Origin of the sequence: Streptomyces sp. NBC_01176 (assembly GCF_045039825.1) — a bacterium.
GTDB lineage: Bacteria > Actinomycetota > Actinomycetes > Streptomycetales > Streptomycetaceae > Streptomyces.
In genome coordinates this window covers 9,686,410-9,706,544 of the sequence record NZ_CP108600.1, presented here as the reverse complement: position 1 = coordinate 9,706,544, position 20,135 = coordinate 9,686,410, and the positions used below count along the sequence as shown (strand labels likewise).

The following is a 20,135-nucleotide window of genomic DNA, read 5'->3' as shown; positions in this document are numbered from 1 at the left end:
CGTGCCACTGCTCGCTGGCCAGGCCTTCTCCGGCCGAAGTCCTGGCCGGCGCTCCGGCTCGAAGGGTTTACCGGCTGTCGACGTCCGGCACGGCACTAGCCGATGACGCGGATCGGCCGCCCCGCTCGGAAGGCGGCGATGTCCTCCACGGCGTCGCGGTAGAAGACCTCGTACAGTTCGCGGGTCACATAGCCGATGTGCGGGGTGAGCACGGTGTTCGTCAGCGTACGGAAGGGGTGGTCGGGAGGCAGCGGCTCGGTGTCGTAGACGTCGAGCGCGGCGCACCTGATCGCCTCGCGGCGCAAGGCGTCCAGCAGTGCGTCCTGGTCGACGATCGGGCCACGCGAGGTGTTCACCAGGATCGCGGACGGCTTCATCGCGGCGAGTTCGGCACTGCCGACCAGCCCTCGGGTGCGGGCACTGAGCACGAGGTGCACCGACAACACGTCCGCCTCGGCGAAGAGCTCTTCCTTGGTCACCGCTCTCACCCCGTGCTCGGCCGCGCGTCCGGGCGTGAGGTTCTCGCTCCAGGCGATGGTGTCCATGCCGAAGGCCTGACCCACCCTCGCCACCCGACTGCCCAGGTTTCCCAGTCCGAGGAGGCCGAGGGACTTTCCGCGCAGCTCGGTGCCGACCGTGCACTGCCAGCCCTGGTCCCGCATCGACCGCTCCTCCGTCGGCAGGTTCCGTGCCGCGGCGAGGATCAGCGCCCAGGTGAGTTCGACCGTGGGCTCGGGATAGTACCCGGTTCCAGAGACGACGACTCCGTGCCGGGCGGCGGCCGCCAGGTCGATAGCGGCGTTGCGTGGACCGGTGGTGACCAGCAGTTTCAGATCGGGCAACCGGTCCAGAACGTCGGCTGTGAACGGGGTGCGCTCGCGCATGGCGACGACCGCCTCGAAGCCGGCGAGTCTGCGGACCAGTTCGTCGACGTCCGGGATGTGACTGTCGAACACCTCCACCTCGGCGTTCAGACCGCTCCAGTCGGCACAGTCGAGCGCGACGTTCTGGTAGTCGTCAAGCACTGCGATCTTCATGCGGGCGATGCTAATGGAGCGGGTCAGGATATGGCCGCAAGGGTGTACGCAGGCCCAGGTCGACGCCGCCGGGAGCGTCGGGGTGAAGCCTGCCCGCATGCGGTCGTGGTCAGGGACGAGGCAGTACGGGTTCGTCGTCGGGATCCGGCGAAGGTGGGGCCCCACTCGTCGGTCGCCGGGCGGCCGGCAGATCTCGGGTCCGCCCGATCGGTGAGAAGTACAGGATCAGCGCGGCAAGCGGAACTCCCGCTGTCGTGACCGCCATTGCGGTGCGGATGCCGAGCACGGTTCCGAGCGCGCCGCCCAGCAGCGCTCCGAGAGGGATCGTCCCGTAGCTGAGGAATGCAGTGCTGGCGGTGAGGCGCCCGAGGAGATCCGGCGGGCAGTAGCGCTGCTGGAAGCTCGCCTTGATGATGTTGCCGGCCACGACACCGGCGCAGACGCAGAATCCGCCTGTGACAAAGAGCAGGACGCCGACTCCCCGGACGGTCAGCGGGATGAGCAGGGCGAACAGGGGAAGTCCCAGTTCGAACAGCAGTGTCGCGCGGGCCGTGCCGACTCGGTCGGCGACCCGGCGTACGGCGAAGGCGCCCACCACGCCTCCCGCGCTGGTGGCCGCGATGAGCGCGCCGACCGGCCCCGGGGCCAGGCCGACAGTCCGCACCAGAAAGACCACCTGGATCGACTGGTATCCCATCAGGGCCAGGTTGGAGACGGCTCCGAAGAGTGTCAGCGCCCGGAACCAGGGGTCGTCGGCTATCAGTGACAGACCTTCGCGAACCTCACCGACCAGTGTTGCGGGGCGATGCCCGGATCTGGTGACGGGTGGCTCGCGGTGCCGGATGCCCGTGAGGCAGAGGAGGGAGACGAGGAAGGTCGCGGCGTTGGCGAACATGCCGTTCGCGGCACCCGCCAGTTGTGCGATCAGACCGCCGGAGCCGAGCCCGGCGATCTGCGCGGCGGACGCGCTGCCGTGCAGTTTGGCGTTGCCCTCGGGCTGGTCATCAGGTTCCAGAATGCTGGGGAGATAGGCACTGTAGGCGGTCTGGAAGAACACCGCTGCCGTGCCCGTCAGCAGTGCGACGCCCAGCAGCAGTCCGGTACTCAACCAGCCGAGCCAGGCGACGACCGGCACGCCGGCGAAGAGCAGGAGGGAGACCGCGGCGGCGGCCAGCATGATGGGCCTACGCCGCGACCGGTCCACCCAGACACCGGCCGGGAGACCGATGAACAGCCACGGGGCCCAGGCGGCCGCGCTCAGCAGACCGACCTCGAACGTATTGGCGTCCAAGGTGGAGACCGCGACCAACGGCATCGCGACTCCGGTGACGGACGCACCGAACTTGCCGGCTGTCTCGCCGCACCACAGCAGTCGGAAGTCCCGGTGTCGACGCAGAAGGCCACCACGTGTGCTCTGGCTCATGAGGGAGCACGCTACTGGCGGCGCGCGCCCGTCCGGCGATCGAGGTGCCCGCCTGCCGGGGCGCTGGAGAGAACTGTCTTGGCGAGAACGGAACGGCGCCGACGAGAGCCGTGGACAGGCGGAGGGGTGTGGCCCCGGTCCGGGCGGGCGCCGGGGAATGTGTCCCGCCCGGATCAGGGGGCCGGCGGCGGTCAGCCGATGGCGGGCCGTCCACCGGCGACTTCGAGGACGGCACCGGTGATGTAACTGGCGCGCGGGGAGGCCAGGAAGACGACAGCCTCGGCGACCTCCTCGGGCTCGGCGATGCGGCGCAGGGCGGTCGTGTCGGCGATGGCCCGCAGGGAGTCGGCGTCCATGGCGTCGGTTCCCGGGGTGCGGGTGGGTCCCGGGGCGACGGCGTTGACGCGGATGCCCTGCTCGGCGAACTCGGCGGCCCACACGGCGGTGAGCTGCTCGAGCGCGGCCTTGGACGCGGCATACATGCCGGCGCCCTTGGCGGCGACCGCGACGGCGAGGGTGCTGATGTTCACGATCGAGCCGCGGCCTCGCCGAGCCATCCCAGGAGTCAGAGCGCGAACGAGCACGTACGGGGCCTTGGTGTTGAGATCCATGTGCAGGTCGAAGAGTTCCGGGGTCATCTCCGATGTCGGCAGGAACTTGTAGACGCCTGCGTTGTTGACGAGTACGTCGACGTCTCCGGCATCACGGGCCAGGCGCTCGACGTCGGCGGGGTCACTGAGGTCTGCCTGGACGAAGCGGGCGGCCCCTCCGGCCTTCTCGATCTCGGTGACCACGTCGGCTCCGCGATCCTGGTCGCGGCCGTGGACGACGATGTCCGCGCCTTCGAGCGCGAGCTGGAGGGCCACGGCGCGGCCGATACCGGCGGTGGCGCCGGTGACGAGAGCGGTGAGTCCGGACATTCCCATGGTTCATTCCTTCGCGTGCTGTGGGCGTGTTGCCGTCGGTGAGCCGCCACGGTGGAGGCGGTGCCACTGCCACGGAGAGGGGCGGCGCGAGTGACTTGCGCGGAGTCGAAGATCAGGATGCCAATACTTAAAAGTGAACTTCATCTTTGAAGTTCCCTTCATCAGTGTCGTTGACGTTAACATTCCCGGCCGCTCCTCTGCCGGAGCGCGCGCCGGTAGGGCAGCGGTCACCCGCCTCGCTTGCCTGACAGGCGGGCGGGGCAGCCGGTCGCGCCGCGTGGAGGCGCGGGCTGGATGAGGGGAACCGCGACGCGGAAGCGGATTTCCGCGGGACGCGTGGGGTGTTCGGCGGCCTGGATCGCGGCGTGATCAGTGTGAGGTCACGCAGGGCGGCCGAGGCCGGGCAGACGTCGAGGCCGACGCCGGATTGTCGAGCCCATGAGTGCGGCCTGCGGCGAGGGTCCCGTCCGTCGCGTGCGAGCGAGCTCTACTCCGACGCGCCGGCGTCGACCCCGGGAGCCAGGTCGGCCACTCGGTCGAGAAGCTTGACGAGGTGGCCGTAGTCGTCCTCGGACAGTGCCTCGCGCAGGCCGTGTTCGACACGCTCGGAGAAGGACTTCGCGGCGGCGGCCCGCTCCACGCCTGCCGGAGTGAGGGACACGAGCATGACGCGGCCGTGGTCCGGCGAGGCGTGGCGCTCGACCAGCCCCTTGGCTTCGAGGTTCTTGACGATGCCGGTCATCGTCTGCGAGGTGACCAGGCCCTCACGGGACAACTGGGTGCACGATTTCGCCACACCGCCGGTCAGGTAGCCCAACACCTTGCACTGGGACTCCGTCAGGTCCAGGCTCCGCACGCCGTGGGCCTTGCGTGCCACGATGGACTGTTCGGCCCGCTTGAGGTGAAAGCTGAGCATGGTCTCGGGGACCACCGGCGCGGACGGGGCGGCGGCCGGTTCGCGGTTCTTCTTCGCCTGTGACATCGCTGTCGGGCCTGCCTCTCCTGGAGCCGTTCACTAAATCATAACGCTTCACGAATGCAGGAACCTGCGTGGAATCAGGGCCGCACAGTCCGTTCGCCCTGCAGTCGCCGCACGACCCACAACGCGCCGACACCGCGGCACTTCCTGGGCGACTCATTTCTTCCTCGGCGCATGGGTTCCCAAGGCCCCTGAAACGGAGGCGAGTTCACTCGTCCGCGCCGTCCAGGATCAGTCCCGCCCGACGAAGCTCTGGCGTTGCCCTCGCTCGGGCGGCGGGCCCGGGGGTGTGGCGTGGCTTGTTGATCGTGGGCGTGAGGTCGCGTTCACTCGGTGCATGTGGTGACCAACGGTGACTCCCGCACGCCGCTGCCTCTGGGCGTAGCGCTCGACCAGGCTTCCATTTCGCCGATGCACCGGCGTTTCTGGCTGGTGGCGGCCCTGGGGGTGATACTGGACGGTTTCGACTTCTTCATCATCGGCGTGGCCAATCCGCTCATCGCCAAGGACCTGGGCGGAAGCGCGACGGATCGGGGTCTGCTCTCTGCCGCGGCCATCGTGGGCGCCATGTTCGGAGCGGCTCTGCTGGGACCGTTGGGCGACCGCGTGGGGCGCAGCAAGATCTTCCGGGTCGATCTGTGGCTGTTCGTGGCCTTCTCCCTGGCCTGTACGTTCGCCTGGGATCTGTGGTCGTTGATCGTCTTCCGTTTTCTGCTCGGCATCGCGGTCGGGCTCGACTATCCGATTGCGGCCAGCTACCCGGCGGAGATCCTGCCGGCACGCCAGCGCGGCAGGTGGCTGGTGAGCGCCTTCAGTCTCCAGGCGGCGGGGATCATGACCGGCGCGATCGTCGGCGTCGTCATCCTCACGGTGTGGCCCGCAATCGGCTCCTGGCGAGTCATGCTCGGCTTCGGTGCGCTGCTGGCGCTTGTCATCATCTGGCTGCGCCGCAACGTTCCGGAAAGCCCCCGCTGGCTGGCTCAGCACGGCCGCGAGGAGGAGGCTACGGCGATCGCCGAGAGGATGACGGGCGTCGCCTGCCGGGTCACCGACAGGGACCGGGCACACCCGCAGACTCCGCGGGAAGGCTGGAACGCGCTCGTGCAGCCCCAGCTTTTCAAACGTCCCTTGCTGCGGGTGACGGTGTTCACCGCGGTGCCCTGGTTCCTGATGGACATCGCCACGTACGGGGTCGGTATCTTCACCCCGACCCTGCTCGCCGGGCTGGCACTGGCCGGCCCGAACGCGACGTTCCTGGCCGACGACATCTCCTCGACCGAAGGAACCGCGTTCCTGGACGTGTTCCTCGTCGTCGGCTTCGTGCTGGCCATCGTCTTCGTGGACCGGGTCGGGCGGATCCGACTGCAACTCATGGGCTTCGCCGTGATGGCCGTCGCCTTGTGCCTGCTCGCGGTCGCCGACCAACTGCCCGGCGGTGGCACCACCCATCTGCCCCTGGTCTTCGTCGGGTTCGCGCTGTTCAACACGTTCATGAACCTGGGACCGAACGCCACCACGTTCACCCTGCCCGCCGAGGTCTTCCCGGCCGACGTCCGGGCCGCCGGACACGGCTTCGCCGCCGGATTCGGAAAACTGGGCGCGGCCCTGGGCACCTTCCTCTTCCCGGTCCTGCTCGCCTCCGCCGGCACCTCCCCGCTTCTCTACGGAGCAGCAGCTACCAGCGCCCTCGCCTTCCTCGTCACCTGGACACTCCGCATCGAGACCCGGGGCCGTTCCCTGGACGAACTCTCCGGCCTCGAAGCGTCCACGCTCTCCCCGCGCATCACCCCTCCGTAGTCCGGTCTCTTGCCCGGCTTGGCCTCGCGAAGGTGGCGCGCGTGGGACAGCGTGACGCCTTGCACCTCACGCGGCGGGACGATGCCTGGTTGCTCCCGCGCTGCGCTGCGAAACTGCGACGCCTTCCGATGTCCACCGGTGAGCGCCCTGAGCCGTCGCTCGGGTCGGGCCGGACCGCGGCATGTGGGGCGCCCGTCCTGCCCGCACGACCGGCAACCCCGAACAGGACAACTCCTGATTCACAGGCTCCCCCGTGCCGTTCGCAGCGCGAGGGGCGTCGCGGCCGCCCATGCCTGGGGCGAGCAACTGTGCGGGTAGGGGACGGGCTTGCCGGTGGCAGAGCGGTCATATCCGGCGATGACCTCGGGCAGGCGATGTCCATGATGGGCCGCCGCTGTCACGAGTCCTTCCGTCACGGTGGCCAGTTCGTCGGCGAGCCCGTAGCGCGCCATGCCCAGGGCGATGACGGCGTTGTCGTGGGGCCAGGCACTGCCGCGGTGGTACGACAGCGGGTGGTACGGCTGTTGGCCGGCCGCCAGGGTCCGGATCGCCCAGCCGGAGAAGAAGTCGGGCGCCACGAGACGCTGCGCTACTCGACGGGCGTGGTCCGCGTCCAGAATCCCTGACCACAGCAGATGACCGGCGTCGGACGCCAAGGCATCGACCTGGCGGCCCGCGCCGTCCAGTGCGAGCGCGGGGAAGTCGGCGTGTGGCATCCAGAAGTCTGCGAGGAAACGGTCGCGCAGTTGGGCGGCGCATTCGCGCAACCGGCGCGCGTACGCCTCGTCCTGCCAGACGTTCTCTGCCAGGGTCGCGGTGCGAAGCAGTGCGTCGTAGGCATAGCCCTGGGCTTCGGATACGGCGATGCGGCCTTCCGCTTGAGTTCCGTCCGCGAAGCAGACAGCGCCTTCCGAGTCCTTCCAGTTCTGGTTGACCAACCCCCCTGGGTCGGGCTCGTAGACGAGGTATCCGTGTGTCTCCAGCCCTCCGTCGGTGAGCATCCAGTCAACTGCCCGCCGGGCGTGCTTCTCCAGTCGCTGGGCCGGTGTGCGGTCGCCGGTCGCTTCGTAGTGGGCGTGGAGCAGCACGAGGAAGAGCGGCGTGGCGTCGACGGCACCGTAATAGCGTCCGTAGGGAACCTGGCGGAAGTGCGCGAGTTCTCCGTGGCGGGTCTCGTGGACGATGCGTCCGGGCTGCTCGCCGCTGTAGGTGTCGTAGCGGCTGCCTTGGGTGGCGGCCAGGGCGCTGAGCGTGGCTGCCGCTGTCGCAGGACGGAACGGCAGCAGGAAGTACGACGTCAGAAGGGAGTCGCGGCCGAACAGTGTCAGGAACCAGGGGATGCCCGCGGCGGGGACGTGCACTTCCTCGCCGTCCACGCCAGTGGCCGCGATGGTCAGCAGATCGATGTCGGCAAGGCCCCGCTCGCAGGCGCGGTCCAGGTCGTCGCCCGCTTCTGAGGTGACGTGCTTCGGGTGGCGTGCGACGAGCGTGTGCGGAGTCTGCCCGTGCGGGTGGGCCTGAGCGCTCACGTGCAGCTCGGCCTCCCCGTGCGCTGCAAGTGGCAGGCGCCAGCGGAGGGTTCTGCCGGTGGGCAGGTCCGCGTTCTCGGCGGCTTCCACGGAGTCGGGGTCGGGATGACAAGTGAGCGTGGTCTGTGCGTGCCAGTCGTCACGGCGGTAGTCGAACAGCAGTCTGCCGTCCGTGATCCGGGCTTCCCTTGTGGCGTCCGGTTTGGGGTAATGGCGGTCGTCGCTACGCAGCTCGAAGAGGTCGGCGAAGTCGGCGTCGACGGTGAGCTCCAGATGAGCTGTCACAGGCTCGGGCCGGTTGTTGACCAGGCGCACGTGCTCGGTGAACGCCCCGGCGGAAAGGCTCTGCTGTCGGAAGACGGTGAAGGCGGGTGGATTGTCTCTGGTGCCCTGCGGTGTCAGGACGCATGTCGCCGTGTGGTCGTCGGCCGTCTCCGCGGGAACCAGAGTGCTGAGGCCGGTGCCGGCGACGGTGAGCTGCCAGCGGCTGAGGTGCCGGGCGTCGTACGAGAACAGCCCGTCGGGTGTGGTACCACGCGTTCCACTGATGTCGCCGTCGGCGGCGAGGAGTACGAAGGAGGCGTCACGGACCAGTTGGACGCGGTGGTCGGCCCCGGTCATGCTGCGAGCTCCTTGGTGTCGGCGTGGTCGGTGCACAACAGGTCGAGGGTGAGGGCCGCGGTCCAGGAGAAGTGCCGTGCGCCGCGGGCCGCGCCGGTGACGGGGTCGATGTACTCGGCGAAATCAGATCGCCCGGCATCGGCGAGGAATCCTTGGCGCAATCGAGCGGCGGACGTGTGGAGGCCATGTGCCCGCAGCCCGCGTTCGATCAGCCAACTGGTGTTGAACCAGGCCGGCCCTCGCCAGTAACGGTGGGGGGCGAACGCATGCCCGGTCAGGTCATAGCTGGGCACCAACCGCGTGGACGGGGCGGTGAATTGGGGACTGCCGAGAGTGCGGTGCAACCGATCGACGATGTCGTGCGGAAGCTGGGGAACGATGAGCGGAACCAGACCGGTGACGCCGCTCTCGTCGACCGGCGTGTCGTCGGTGAGGTCGCGGACTCGGAAGATGCCGGACCTGTCGTCCCACAGCCGGTTGACGAGTCGCCGGGTCAGCTCGCCCGCGTGCGCCAGGTGTGGTCCGGCGTCGGTTCCCAGTTCCCGTGCCATCTTGGCGAGAGCGAGCTCGCTGACGATGAGCAGTGCGTTGAAGCCGGGGTCCTCGACGGCGAATTGGTGCGGTGCCGTGCGATCGTCGTAGCCCGCCGCGCGGTAGTCGGTGGCCAGGCGGACGTATCGTCCGTAGTCGAGGTCGGTGGGGCGGTCGGCGGGATGGCCGTGGTTCAGGTCGGCACGCCTGTACGTGGCGGAGTGGGCGGGCTCGATGCGTTGCAGGGCTCGGTCCCAGGCCGGGCTGTTGTCCATGCCGGGTTCCCACGGGTGCACGACGGCGACGAGGCCGCCCTCGGCCAGCGTCCGGCGGGTGAGGAGGTAGTCGTGCCAGGCGACCAGTCGCGGGTAGACGCGGCGGAGGAAGCCTCGGCGCGCGGACTCGGCCGGGTCGGAGCGGTGCACGAGCCAGGCCGCCAGTGCGTGCACCGGCGGCTGGACGATGCCGGACGTCTGGGGTGCCGCCGGTGCCCCCGCCGCGCGGCCGGCACGTGAGGACTGCCAGAAGTCGGGGCTGGGGAAGTAGGCGTCGTGAGGCACGTCGGCGTTGAAGACGATGTGCGGGATGCGTCCGTCGGCCCACTGTGCCGCCAGCAGGGACTCCAGTTCCCGCTGGGCCCTGCGCGCCGAGAGGTGACGCAGTCCGATGGCGATGAACGCGGAGTCCCAGCTCCACTGGTGGGGGTAGAGAGTGCGGGAGGGAACGGTGGAGGTGCCGGTCCAGTTGTCGATGAGGACCCGCGCCGCGCCGCGCCGCAGGGTCAGGGCTGCGGTCGCGGCGGGCGCGGGCCGGTCCAGAAGGGCCTTCACGCTCCGGACCTCCGCAAGAAGGCCGGAATGGATCGGACGGCCTCGACGGGGTCACCTGTGAGACGGCATTCCGCGGCGAGGTGACCGTCGTAGCCGATGGTGTGCAGGGCGGCCAGCCACGCGGGCCAGTCCAGGTGCCCGGCGCCCGGCTGGAACCGGTTGGAGTCGGAGACCTGCGCGTGCCCGATGACGTCGGCGTGCGCGACGATCGCAGATGCCGGGTCACGCTCCTCGATGTTCATGTGGTAGCTGTCGATACCGATCTTGACCGAGTCGAGACCGACCGTGCGGATCAGGTCGGCGGCCTGCTCCAGCCGGTTGATCATGTGGTCCTCGTAGCGGTTGAGCGGCTCGAGGAAGAGCGTGACGCCCTCTCTGCGCGCGTGCTCGCCCAGTTCCGTCAGCCCGGCCAGCAGGATCTCCCGGTCCTCCTCCTCGGTGCGCGGGGGCTCGAAGGGGGGAAGGCGACGGGAGAACATGCCGTAGGACGCCGGTGTCTGAGCACCCAGGCCGCCGATCTCGGCGATCACGGTGAGCTGCGACTTCATCTGGTCGAGGGCGTCGCGGCGCAGGTCGTCGTCGAAGGCGCCGAAGAAGTGGAGCATCTCGACGCACACGGTCGGCATGACCACGCCGTCCTTCTTGGCCTGCTTGAGTTCGTCGAGACGGGAAGCGAAGTGGAAGTCGCCCTTGGCGCGCAGTTCGATGGCGCCGTAGCCGGCCTCCTGGGCGAAGTCCCACTTGGTCTGCAGGGTGTCTCCGGGCAGGAGTTGTTCCTGAGCAGCGATATTGAGCATGCGAAGGCCTTTCAGAATTCCAGGACGACCTGAAGGGCCTCGGCGGGCCGCTCGTCCAGCAGTTCGTAGGCGTCGACGGCGTCGGCGACGGGGATCACATGGCTGACGAGGGAGGTCACGTCGACCTGTCCCTCGGCGACCAGGCGCAGGAAGGTCTGCTGGAGGCGCTCCACACTCCAGCGGCCCGACAGCTGCGGGGGCACGCCGCCGATCTGTGAACAGATGAGCTGGACCCGGTTGTGGTGGAACTCGTCGCCCAGGCGCAGCCCGATGCCGTCGCCCTGGTAGAAGCCGGACGCCACCACGCGGCCGCCCACGGTGACGGAGCGCAGGGCGTCGTGCAGCGCGGGGTAGACACCGCTGATCTCGATGGCGAGGTCGGCGCCGAGGCCTGCGGTCGCCTCGCGGATGCGTTCGGCCACGGCGTCGGTGCGGGCGTTGAGGGTGTGCTGGGCTCCGTAGCGCTTGGCGGTCTCCAGCCTGCCGTCCAGGGCGTCCACCGCGGTGACCCGGGCGCCGTTCAGCTGGGCGAGACGTGTGGTGAGCAGCCCGATGACGCCCTGGCCGAAGACGGCGACGTCCTCGCCTACGTGGATGTCGGCTGCCAGAACGGCGTTGTACGCGATCGCGCCCACCCGGGCGAAGGCGCCGGCCAGCGGCTCCAGTCCGGCGGGCAGGGTGTGGCCGACCATGCGTTCCGCGGGAACGATGCCCTCGCTGCGGTGTCCCCAGATGCCCCACACCACGTCGCCGACCTGCGGCAGACCCGGCGTACCGGACAATTCGGGCGATATCTCCAGCACCTCGCCGACCTCGGAGTAGCCCCAGCCGGCCACCGGGTACTCGATGCCGGCCGCGCCGTCGCGGAACAGCCGGGCCTGCGGGTCCCAGGTACGCGTCAGGTACGGGTTGGTCCCGCGGTAGGCGGTGAGCTCGGTACCGGCCGAGATGCCCGAGTAGCGGGTGCGGACCCTCAGGTGGCCGGGAGGCAGCTCGGCGGGCGGCTGCTCGGCGACCTCCACCTGACGGGGGCCGGTGAATTGAACGACGCGTTCCACGTGATGGCTCCGGATAGTTGCGCGGATGGCGGTTACGTTGACGATATCCCGAAGTTACGTCTTGTCAACAAGCAAAAGTAGTGCTGAGATGCCTGATCAGTGGACGTAAGTCGGAACGAGGACATGCGATGCGAATGAAGCCCCGGCGGTCGAAGGTGACCGCGGTCGGCGTCACGGCAGCTTTGGGATTCGGGCTGCTCACGGGCTGTTCCAGCAGCACCGGCCCCGGCAAACCGGACCGCGAGATCACGGTCTGGTCTCAGGAGAACCTGCCCGATCGAGTCGCGGCGACGCAGAAGATCATCGGCGGGTTCGAGAAGAAGACCGGCATAAAGGTCCATCTCGTGGGGGTCGATGAGGGGCAAATGCCGCAACTCATCATGTCAGCCGCAGCTTCGGGCAAACTGCCCGATGTCATCGGCGCCGCCCCCATGGGCCAGGTGTGGCAAATGTATACAAACGGCCTGCTCAACACGGCCGTGCCCCGGCAGATCATCGACGAGCTCGGCCGCAAGACCTTCAACGCCAACGCGCTCGCTCTCACGTCCGACGGCTCCACCAGCCTCGGCGTACCCTCCGACGCCTGGCTGCAGCTACTGGTCTACCGCAAGGACCAGTTCGACCAGAAACACCTCGCCGCTCCGGACACCTACGACCGCGCGGTGACCGCCGCCAAGGCGCTCACCGGCAAGGGACACGACGGCATCTCGGCGGCCACCGATCCCGGCGACGTCTTCACGTCCCAGAGCTTCGAGAGCGTCGCCCTGGCCAACAACTGCCAGCTCGTCGACGATCAGCACGCCGTCGCTCTCGAATCTCCCCAGTGCGAAACGGCCTTCCGCACCTACGACACACTGGCCCGCACCTACGGCGCCCCCGGCACCCAGAGCGTCGACTCGACGCGTGCCACCTACTTCGCCGGCGGCTCTTCCATGATCATCTGGTCCTCGTTCCTGCTGGACGAACTCGCCGGCCTGCGCAAGGACGCCCTGCCCAGCTGCCCGCAGTGCAAGAAGGACTCCCACTACCTCTCCGCCAACAGCGGAATCGTCACCGCGCTGAAGGGTCCGGACGCGACGAAGGCGGCCCAGTTCGGCGAGATCACCTCCTGGGTGACCACCAAGACAGCCGAGACGGCCGCGTCGCGCGAGTTCATCGAATACATGATGGGCACCGGCTACGAGTCCTGGTTCGGTATGTCGCCCGAGGGCAAGATCCCCGTCCGACACGGCACGGCCGCCCAGCCCGAGCGCTACATCAGCGCCTGGCGGCACAGCGACATCGGAGTCGACACCAAGAAGCCCTTCGACCAGGCCTACCCGGCCGGTGTGCTGAACCAGATCGTGGACGGCGTCAGCAACATGCGCCGCTGGGGCATCACCCAGGGCGACGGAGCTCTCGTGGGCGCCACCAACGGCGAACTCCCGGTGCCCAAGGCCATCGGCGCCATGACCGGGGGACAAGCCTCGCCCTCCGAGGCCGCCCATCAAGCCGACAACGACGTCGCCGCCCTCAAGAAGTCCCTCCAGTAGCGCCCGCATGCACGTCACGAAGGTCTCGCCATGACAACAGCACCCTCCGACACCGCACAGCGCCACCAGCCTCCGCACCAGTCGTCGGATCCCCCCGCCCCCCGAACACGCCGCCCCATGACGGCCAGCCGCCGCGCCAACCGCGCGGGGCTCGCCTTCGTCTCGCCCACTTTCATCGTCGTCCTCGTGGTGGTCATCCTGCCCATCCTGTGGACGGTGCTGCTCGCCTTCCAGCACGCCAAGCTCGTCGACATCCAGGGCATGGGACTGTTCGGCAACTGGTCGCTGGACAACTTCAGTCAGGTCTTCGACTCGGCAGGTTTCTGGTCCAGTCTCACCACCACGCTGCTCTACACCGTCGGCGCCACCCTCGGATCCGTCGTCCTCGGTCTGATCGCCGCCCTGGCGCTGCGCAAGCCCTTCCGCGGGCGCGGCCTGCTGCGCGCCGCGATGCTGCTGCCCTACTGCGCACCGGTCGTGGCCGTGTCCTTCGTCTGGGAAGTCGCCTTGAGCCCCCAGTACGGCATCGTCAACGACTGGGGCCGCCGGCTGTTCGGCTGGGACGACCCCATCGCCTTCCTCTCCACACGCGAGTACGAAGTGCACCTGCTGGGCCTGCACTTCAACATCCCGTTGGCCCTGCTGACCGTCATCGCCTTCGAGTGCTGGCGCTACTTCCCCTTCGCCTTCCTCTTCATCCTCGCCCGCCTCCAGGCTCTCCCCGGCGGACTCGAGGAGGCCGCCAAGGTCGACGGAGCCACCACCTCCCAGCGCTTCCGCTACGTCCTGCTTCCCCAGTTGATGCCCGTCATCGCCCTGCTGTGCGTCCTGCGATTCATGCTCACCTTCAACAAGTTCGACGACGTCTACCTGCTGACCGGCGGCGGAGCCGGCACCGACGTCGCCGCGGTCCGGGTCTACGACTTCCTCACCGCCCGCTACGACATCGGAGCCGCTTCCGCGCAGGCCCTTGTCCTGGCCGCGGCACTGGCCGTCCTGCTGGGCCTCTACTTCAAGTTCTTCGGCAACAAGGTCCAGGAGGAATCGTGACCCGCAAGGCCGCCCTCACCAGGGCCCAGTTCGAGGACAGACTGTTCGGCGTCCTGCGCTGGATCGTCATCGCGTTCCTCGCAGTGATCACCATCGTGCCCTTCCACTACATGCTGCTGCTGTCGCTGAAGCCCATCGACGCACTCCTGCTCGACCCGGGATCCCTGTGGGTGTCCACCAAGGACCTCACGCTGTCGACCTACCGCGACGTGCTGCGCTCCACCGACAACGGCGGCCAGGGATTCTTCAGGTTCCTGATCAACTCCGCGCTGGTGTCCCTCGGTACGGTCGTCCTCACGCTCCTGGCCGCAGTGCCCGGCGCCTATGCCGTCAGCCGCCTGAAGTTCTTCGGGCACCGCCAGATCAGCGCACTGTTCCTGGCCGTCTACCTCTTCCCCTCGACCCTGCTGGCCGTCCCCCTGTTCGTCCTCTTCGCCAAACTGGGCCTGTCCTCCAGCCTCGTCGGGCTCGCCATCGTGTACATCGCCCAGACGGTGCCCGTGTCGATCTACATGCTGAAGAACTACCTCGTCACCATCCCCCAGTCCATCGAGGAGGCCGCCGCCCTCGACGGCGCCAGCCGACTGCAGACCATGCGCAAGGTGATCCTGCCGCTCGCCCTGCCGTCCTTGATGGCGACCGGTCTCTACGTCTTCATGATCGCCTGGAACGAGTTCCTCTTCGCCCTGCTCTTCCTCGCGGCCGATCCTGCCAACTGGACCGTCTCACTGGGGCTGGCACAGCTTTCCAACGGCATCGAAGTACCCAAGACGGTCCTCATGGCCGGATCCGTGGTGCTGACCATCCCCGTGGTACTTCTGTTCTTCGCCGCCGAACGCCTTCTCACCGAAGGCCTCACCAGCGGCGCCGACAAGAGCTGAACCATAGGGGACACCTTGATGACGCAGAACCAGGTCAGCGCGGGGGACCTGCTACAACTCATCCGCAGTGGCCGCGCCAACACCCGCGCCGACCTGCAACGCGCCACCGGTCTGTCCCGCTCCACCATCGGACAGCGCCTCGACCTCCTCAACGGTGCCGGGTGGCTGCGGCACACCACGGGCACCTCCACCGGCGGCCGGCCCTCCCACCGCATCGACTTCGACCGCGCACACGCCTCGATCATCGCCGTGGATCTGGAGACCCGGCACGCCCACGCGGCGGTCCTCGATCTCTCGGGGAACATCCTCGCCGAGACGACCGCCGCGCTGGACATCACCCACGGTCCCGAGGAAGTACTGGATCAACTGGCCCGCTGGATCCCCGACCTGATCGCCGCGGCCGGCGTCGAACCCACCCGGGTCTGCGGCATCGGGCTGTCGGTGCCGGGTCCCGTCGACTGGGAGATCGGGCGCATCGTCGAACCCCCGATCATGCCCGGCTGGGACCGGTACCCGATCCGTGAACGCCTGCAGCAGGCCTATGCCGAGCATGTGGGCCCCCACATGGAAGACGGACCGATTCCCGTCTTCGTCGACAACGACGCCAATCTCATGGCGCTGGCCGAGCAGCAGGCCAACCATCGTGACTGCTCGGCCTTCGTCCTGGTCAAGGTGTCGACGGGAATCGGCGCCGGGGTCGTCATCAACGACGCGGTGTACCGCGGCATCGACGGAGGAGCCGGCGACATCGGCCATATCCGCCTGCACGACCGGCCTGACGCCCTTTGCATGTGCGGATCGCACGGGTGCCTGGCCGCCGTCGCCAGCGGTAGGGCACTCGCGAGACAACTGACCACCATGGGACAGCAGACAAGCTCGGGATCGGACGTCAAGCGTCTTCTGACCGAAGGCAATCCCGACGCGATCAACCTGGCACGCGCGGCCGGACGGCGGGTGGGTGAGGTCCTGGTGACCGTCGTCACCCTCCTCAACCCGGGCGTGCTGATGCTCGCTGGTGACCTCTCCGGAGCCCCCTTCGTCACGGGGGTACGTGAGCTCATCTACCAGCGTGCGATGCCCCGTAACACTGCCAACCTCCAGATCGTCACCTCACGGCTCGGCGACCACGCGGGCCTCATCGGCGCCGCCGCGATGGTCACCGACGTCCTCTACTCCCCCGCTCGCGCCGATGCGCGGCTCGAGCGGCTCGCCGCGTGACGGACGAGCCCTCCGCACAGACAGGAACACCGTGATCAGCGACACCTCCCCCTGGTCCCATCGGCCCGTCGAGATCGGACTCGTGGGCGCCGGCCCGTGGGCCCGGGCCATGCACGCACGCATTCTCGCGGAGGGCCCGGAGACACGGCTCACCGCGGTCTGGGCCCGCAGAGCGGAAGCCGCCCGAATGACCGCGGCACCGTACGGGGCGCACGTCGCCGCCTCCTACGACGAACTCCTGGACCGCTGTGAGGCGGTGGCGTTCGCCGTCCCGCCGGTCGTCCAGGCCGAACTTGCGCCGCTCGCCGCCAAGCGGGGCAAGGCCGTGCTGCTGGAGAAGCCGCTCGGCCCCGACCTGCCGAGCGCGCGGCGCGTCGCCGACGCGGTCGCCGAGGCCGACGTCGTCTCACAGCTCGTCCTCACCAAGCGCTACCACCCGGTGACCCGGGCCTTCCTGGCGGACGCCCACCGCATGAACGTGTCCGGGGCGCGCTCGTGCTACCTGCACGGGGCCTTCCTGGGCGGGGAGTTCGCCACCGGCTGGCGACTGGAGCACGGCGCCCTCCTGGATCTGGGGCCGCACCTCATCGACCTCCTCGACGCGATCAGCCCCATCACCGCCATTCGCAGCACCGGCGACCCCCGCCGGTGGATCGAGCTCACCTGCGAACACGCCAACGGCGCGGTCAGCCAGGCCTCCCTGTCCGGCTCCGTCAATGTCCCCGGGGCGCTCACCCGCGTCGAACTCTTCGGCCCGGAAGCCACGTTGACCTACGACACGGCGGAGATCGACCACGAGGAGTGCTGGCCCGTCCTGCGTCGGGAGTTCGCCACTGCCGTACGGACGAACAGTCGGAGTGAACTCGATGCTCAGCGGGGCCTCCACCTCCAGACGCTGATGGACCAGGCAACGCGGAACTGGTCCAAGCACTAGAGACCTCTGCCGCGCCACCGGGTGCACCAGTCGATCGCCACCGCGCGGTGCGATCCCGATGTCGGCCGCGATGGGGAGGCCGCACCAGCGAGGGAGAACCATGGACACGTCGGACGAGTCCCCGGTCGGGAGGCGGCGGAACACCGTGCTCAAGGCGACTGGGCCTCCGTGCCCGTGGTCCCGGGAATCGCTCCCTGGGTGCGCAGTTCGGCGATCTCGGCGGGGTCGAATCCCAGCTGGGCGAGGATCTCGTCGTTGTGCTCGCCCAGGTCCGGTGCCCGTTTCGCCGGGACCTTCGGTACTCCGCGCAGGTTGACGGGACTGCTGATGGTCTCCGCAAGCCCCTCGACCCCTTCCAGGGGCACCACGATGTCGTTGGCGCGCAACTGCGGGTCCTGGGCGGTCTCCTCGGGCGTCTGGATGAGGCTGTACGTGATGCGTTCGCGGCCCAGGACGTCCGTCCAGTGGGCGAAGGGCCGCGACCGGAACTCGGCGTCGAGCAGCTCGCTCAGCGCGGCGGCGTTCCGGACGAAGCCCTCGAGGTCCGCGAATCGGGGATCCTCGAGCAGCTCGGGGTGTCCGACGGCCCGCGTCAGCCCCGGCCAGTGCGGGGGCGAGGCGACCAGCATGAACCACTCGCCGTCCGCGGTCCGGTACGGGTTGATCAGCGGGTTCGCGGGCGCCTTCCGGTCGTGCAGCTCGAACGGTGTGCCGCCGGCGAGTGCGCCGGCCACGAGTGTTCCCGTGGCCCAGACGCCCGTGGCGAGCAGTGAGGTTCCGACGTTGGCGCCTTCTCCGGTCCGTTCGCGACGGTAGAGGGCGGTCGTGATCGCCGCGTAGATGGCGATCGCGGTCGTGTAGTCGCCGCTGCCCCAGACCGGGACGGTCGGCGGGGCCCCCGCGTCGCGGGTGGAGGCCAGCAGGCCGCTGCGCGACCAGTAGGCGGTCAGGTCGAAGCCCGGCTGCCGTGCGTCGGGGCCGGCGTCCCCGAAGCCGGTGATGTCGGCGTAGACGACCCTCGGGTTCCAGTCCGCGACCTCCTCGTAGCCCAGGTGCAGCTTCTCGCGCGTGCCGTGCGGGAAGTTGGTGATCACCACGTCGGCCCACTCGACGAGTCGCTTGAGGACCTCGACAGCCGCCGGCGACTTCAGGTCGATGACCATGCCCCGCTTGTTGCGATTGGCCAGGTGCCAGCCGTAGTTGGCCTGGGCTCTGGGGCTGGGCGGGACGGAACTCAGCCGCCGTTGGGGGTCCCCCGTCCCCGGCGGTTCGATCTTGATGACGTCCGCTCCGAAGTCGGAGAGCATGGTCGCCGCGGCCGGTCCCGCGATGAACGAGGACGCGTCGAGTACCTTCAGCCCGGTGAAGACGGATTCGATGGTCATCGTCATCACTTCACGAAGGCGCTGAGGCCGCCGGTGACGGCGCGTCCGACGATCAGGGTCTGGATCTCCCGCGTGCCCTCGTACGAGTAGAGGGCCTCGGCGTCGGCGACGAAGCGGCCGACCTTGTAGTCGAGGACGATGCCGTTGCCGGCCAGGAGTTCCCTGGCCCAACCCACGTTCTCGCGCATGCGCACGGTGCAGTACGCCTTCGCCAAGGCGGACTGCTCGTCGCGGAAGATCCCGGCGTCCTGCAACTGGGCCAGCCGCGTCACCATCCCGCAGGAGGCCGTGGCGTTGCCCAGCATCTTCACCAGCAGGTCCTGCACGAGCTGGAAGCCTCCGATCGGGCGCCCGAACTGCTCGCGTTCCTTCGCGTACTGCAGGGCGATCTCGTAGGCGCCGAACATCACCCCCACCGCCTGCCACGCCACGCCGCTGCGTGTCTGGCGCAGGATGTTGGCGGTGTCCTTGAAGGTGTTCGCGTTCTGCAGCCGGTTGGCCTCGGGAACACGGCAGCCCTCGAGCACGATGTCCGCGTTCTGCACGATGCGCAGCGCCATCTTGTTCTCGATCTTCGTCGCGGTGAACCCGGGGGTGTCCTTCTCCACGACGAAGCCCAGTACGTGCTGCGTGTCGACATCACGGGCCCAGACGACCACCACGTCGGCGAACGTCGCGTTTCCGATCCACCGCTTGGCTCCGTCGAGGACCCACTCGTCGCCGTCCCTGCGGGCGGTCGTGCGCAGACCGCCCGCCACGTCGGATCCCCCGTGCGGCTCGGTCAGGGCGAAGGCGCCGATCTTCTCGAAGCGGCTCATCGCCGGCAGCCAACGCCTTTTCTGCTCGTCGGAGCCACAGGCGAGGATGGTGCCCATGGCCAGACCCGTGTGCACGCCGGAGAACGTCGCCAAGGACGCGTCGGCATGTGCGAACTCGAGGGCGAGGAAGCCTGAGAAGAGGTTCGTCGGCCTGGATTCCGTGGAGCCCGGGTCGGCCCAGTCCACCAGCCCGAGCCTCCCGAAACCCTCGACCAGCTGGAAGGGGAACTCGGCCCGGGCCCAGTAGTCGTCGACGATCGGAGCGGCCTGCGCGCGGAGGAACTCCCGGACGGACTCGATCTTCTCCCGCTCGCTGTCCGTGAGCAGTTCCTCGAAGGCGTAGAAATCGGCGGGCAGCAGTCCTTCGTCCAGGTAGGGCCCTGACGGCGTCGGCAATTGTGTGGTGCCGCTCATGGCAATCTCCCTCAAGCGCTGTGGGACATGGCTCGGAGATCCGAGCCCGTCGGTGCTGTGGGCGCCTGGCGTGTCGGTTCTCCGGCGCGATTAAACGCGGATCCCGGACCGATCCCCCGGACCCGCGCCGCGCGGGGGTGCCGTTCTCGCCGCAGACCACTCCAGTGGCCCGTCGCCGCCCCGTGTCGGGTCCGGTGCGAGAACCACGGCCGGGCGACGGACCACTGCGGGCCGACCGTGGGCAGCAAGCGCTCGCCATGACCTGCGGTGCCCGGTGCCCTCTCGGCGAACCCGCTTGTCGGGGTTGTCGCCGATATGCGCGCCTGCGAAATGCGGCTCTAACAAGTGACGCATTGACACGTCATCGTCCGGGAC

General features: G+C 68.7%; 16 protein-coding genes. 6 read left to right on the top strand and 10 right to left on the bottom strand.

The annotated features are described in order from the left end of the window. Nucleotides 1–95: 95 nt before the first annotated feature. From OG199_RS42275 to OG199_RS42260, 4 genes are all read right to left on the bottom strand, one after another. Nucleotides 96–1,037, bottom strand: a complete 942-nt coding sequence (locus tag OG199_RS42275; RefSeq protein ID WP_405834262.1) for a D-2-hydroxyacid dehydrogenase family protein — start codon at nt 1,035–1,037, stop codon at nt 96–98. Between the two features lie 109 nt (nt 1,038–1,146). Then, nucleotides 1,147–2,460: an MFS transporter gene (locus OG199_RS42270; RefSeq protein ID WP_405834260.1), complete on the bottom strand. Its 1,314-nt coding sequence runs from the start codon at nt 2,458–2,460 to the stop codon at nt 1,147–1,149. Nucleotides 2,461–2,651: 191 nt separating this feature from the next. Next, complete coding sequence (locus OG199_RS42265; RefSeq protein ID WP_401808178.1) at nt 2,652–3,386, bottom strand: SDR family NAD(P)-dependent oxidoreductase; 735 nt, start codon at nt 3,384–3,386, stop codon at nt 2,652–2,654. A gap of 487 nt (nt 3,387–3,873) precedes the next feature. Continuing rightward, on the bottom strand, nt 3,874–4,368 hold the full coding sequence (locus OG199_RS42260; protein ID WP_356797928.1) for a MarR family winged helix-turn-helix transcriptional regulator: 495 nt from the start codon (nt 4,366–4,368) through the stop codon (nt 3,874–3,876). A gap of 408 nt (nt 4,369–4,776) precedes the next feature. Here OG199_RS42260 and OG199_RS42255 point away from each other — a divergent pair, with 408 nt between their 5' ends. Next, complete coding sequence (locus tag OG199_RS42255) at nt 4,777–6,162, top strand: MFS transporter (RefSeq protein ID WP_405834258.1); 1,386 nt, start codon at nt 4,777–4,779, stop codon at nt 6,160–6,162. A 239-nt stretch (nt 6,163–6,401) separates the two neighbouring features. On the opposite strand, the gene OG199_RS42250 is transcribed toward OG199_RS42255, so the two are convergent. The 4 genes from OG199_RS42250 to OG199_RS42235 are packed head-to-tail and all read right to left on the bottom strand — an operon-like array spanning nt 6,402 to nt 11,528. After that, complete coding sequence (locus OG199_RS42250) at nt 6,402–8,312, bottom strand: glycogen debranching N-terminal domain-containing protein (protein WP_405834256.1); 1,911 nt, start codon at nt 8,310–8,312, stop codon at nt 6,402–6,404. Beyond that, nucleotides 8,309–9,673, bottom strand: a complete 1,365-nt coding sequence (locus OG199_RS42245) for an MGH1-like glycoside hydrolase domain-containing protein (protein ID WP_405834254.1) — start codon at nt 9,671–9,673, stop codon at nt 8,309–8,311. The genes OG199_RS42250 and OG199_RS42245 overlap by 4 nt, the downstream gene beginning before the upstream one ends. After that, complete coding sequence (locus tag OG199_RS42240) at nt 9,670–10,470, bottom strand: TIM barrel protein (protein ID WP_405834252.1); 801 nt, start codon at nt 10,468–10,470, stop codon at nt 9,670–9,672. Before OG199_RS42240 ends, OG199_RS42245 begins: the two co-directional genes overlap by 4 nt. 11 nt (nt 10,471–10,481) lie before the next feature. After that, complete coding sequence (locus tag OG199_RS42235; RefSeq protein ID WP_356797918.1) at nt 10,482–11,528, bottom strand: zinc-binding alcohol dehydrogenase; 1,047 nt, start codon at nt 11,526–11,528, stop codon at nt 10,482–10,484. 128 nt (nt 11,529–11,656) lie between these two features. Here OG199_RS42235 and OG199_RS42230 point away from each other — a divergent pair, with 128 nt between their 5' ends. The 5 genes from OG199_RS42230 to OG199_RS42210 are packed head-to-tail and all read left to right on the top strand — an operon-like array spanning nt 11,657 to nt 17,143. Next, nucleotides 11,657–13,060, top strand: a complete 1,404-nt coding sequence (locus tag OG199_RS42230) for an extracellular solute-binding protein (RefSeq protein ID WP_356797916.1) — start codon at nt 11,657–11,659, stop codon at nt 13,058–13,060. A gap of 30 nt (nt 13,061–13,090) precedes the next feature. After that, complete coding sequence (locus tag OG199_RS42225) at nt 13,091–14,110, top strand: carbohydrate ABC transporter permease (RefSeq protein ID WP_401808196.1); 1,020 nt, start codon at nt 13,091–13,093, stop codon at nt 14,108–14,110. Continuing rightward, complete coding sequence (locus OG199_RS42220) at nt 14,107–14,991, top strand: carbohydrate ABC transporter permease (protein ID WP_405834249.1); 885 nt, start codon at nt 14,107–14,109, stop codon at nt 14,989–14,991. Before OG199_RS42225 ends, OG199_RS42220 begins: the two co-directional genes overlap by 4 nt. 18 nt (nt 14,992–15,009) lie before the next feature. Then, on the top strand, nt 15,010–16,209 hold the full coding sequence (locus tag OG199_RS42215) for an ROK family protein (RefSeq protein ID WP_356797912.1): 1,200 nt from the start codon (nt 15,010–15,012) through the stop codon (nt 16,207–16,209). Nucleotides 16,210–16,240: 31 nt separating this feature from the next. Further along, entirely contained in the window at nt 16,241–17,143 is a 903-nt protein-coding gene (locus tag OG199_RS42210) for a Gfo/Idh/MocA family protein (protein ID WP_405834247.1), read from the top strand. 149 nt (nt 17,144–17,292) lie between these two features. Here OG199_RS42210 and OG199_RS42205 read toward each other — a convergent pair whose 3' ends face one another. Continuing rightward, nucleotides 17,293–18,528, bottom strand: coding sequence for a CaiB/BaiF CoA transferase family protein (locus tag OG199_RS42205; protein WP_405834245.1), 1,236 nt, complete (start codon nt 18,526–18,528; stop codon nt 17,293–17,295). 5 nt (nt 18,529–18,533) lie between these two features. After that, complete coding sequence (locus OG199_RS42200) at nt 18,534–19,760, bottom strand: acyl-CoA dehydrogenase family protein (protein WP_405834243.1); 1,227 nt, start codon at nt 19,758–19,760, stop codon at nt 18,534–18,536. Nucleotides 19,761–20,135 lie beyond the last annotated feature (375 nt).

Excerpts from the sequence above, each read along its gene's own strand:
- OG199_RS42225 (WP_401808196.1), top strand. The coding sequence starts at position 13,091 with ATGACAACAGCACCCTCCGACACCGCACAGCGCCACCAGCCTCCGCAC.
- OG199_RS42265 (WP_401808178.1), bottom strand. The coding sequence starts at position 3,386 with ATGGGAATGTCCGGACTCACCGCTCTCGTCACCGGCGCCACCGCCGGT.
- OG199_RS42255 (WP_405834258.1), top strand. The coding sequence starts at position 4,777 with ATGCACCGGCGTTTCTGGCTGGTGGCGGCCCTGGGGGTGATACTGGAC.
- OG199_RS42205 (WP_405834245.1), bottom strand. The coding sequence starts at position 18,528 with ATGACCATCGAATCCGTCTTCACCGGGCTGAAGGTACTCGACGCGTCC.
- OG199_RS42275 (WP_405834262.1), bottom strand. The coding sequence starts at position 1,037 with ATGAAGATCGCAGTGCTTGACGACTACCAGAACGTCGCGCTCGACTGT.
- OG199_RS42230 (WP_356797916.1), top strand. The coding sequence starts at position 11,657 with ATGCGAATGAAGCCCCGGCGGTCGAAGGTGACCGCGGTCGGCGTCACG.
- OG199_RS42215 (WP_356797912.1), top strand. The coding sequence starts at position 15,010 with ATGACGCAGAACCAGGTCAGCGCGGGGGACCTGCTACAACTCATCCGC.
- OG199_RS42240 (WP_405834252.1), bottom strand. The coding sequence starts at position 10,470 with ATGCTCAATATCGCTGCTCAGGAACAACTCCTGCCCGGAGACACCCTG.
- OG199_RS42260 (WP_356797928.1), bottom strand. The coding sequence starts at position 4,368 with ATGTCACAGGCGAAGAAGAACCGCGAACCGGCCGCCGCCCCGTCCGCG.
- OG199_RS42200 (WP_405834243.1), bottom strand. The coding sequence starts at position 19,760 with ATGAGCGGCACCACACAATTGCCGACGCCGTCAGGGCCCTACCTGGAC.
- OG199_RS42250 (WP_405834256.1), bottom strand. The coding sequence starts at position 8,312 with ATGACCGGGGCCGACCACCGCGTCCAACTGGTCCGTGACGCCTCCTTC.
- OG199_RS42270 (WP_405834260.1), bottom strand. The coding sequence starts at position 2,460 with ATGAGCCAGAGCACACGTGGTGGCCTTCTGCGTCGACACCGGGACTTC.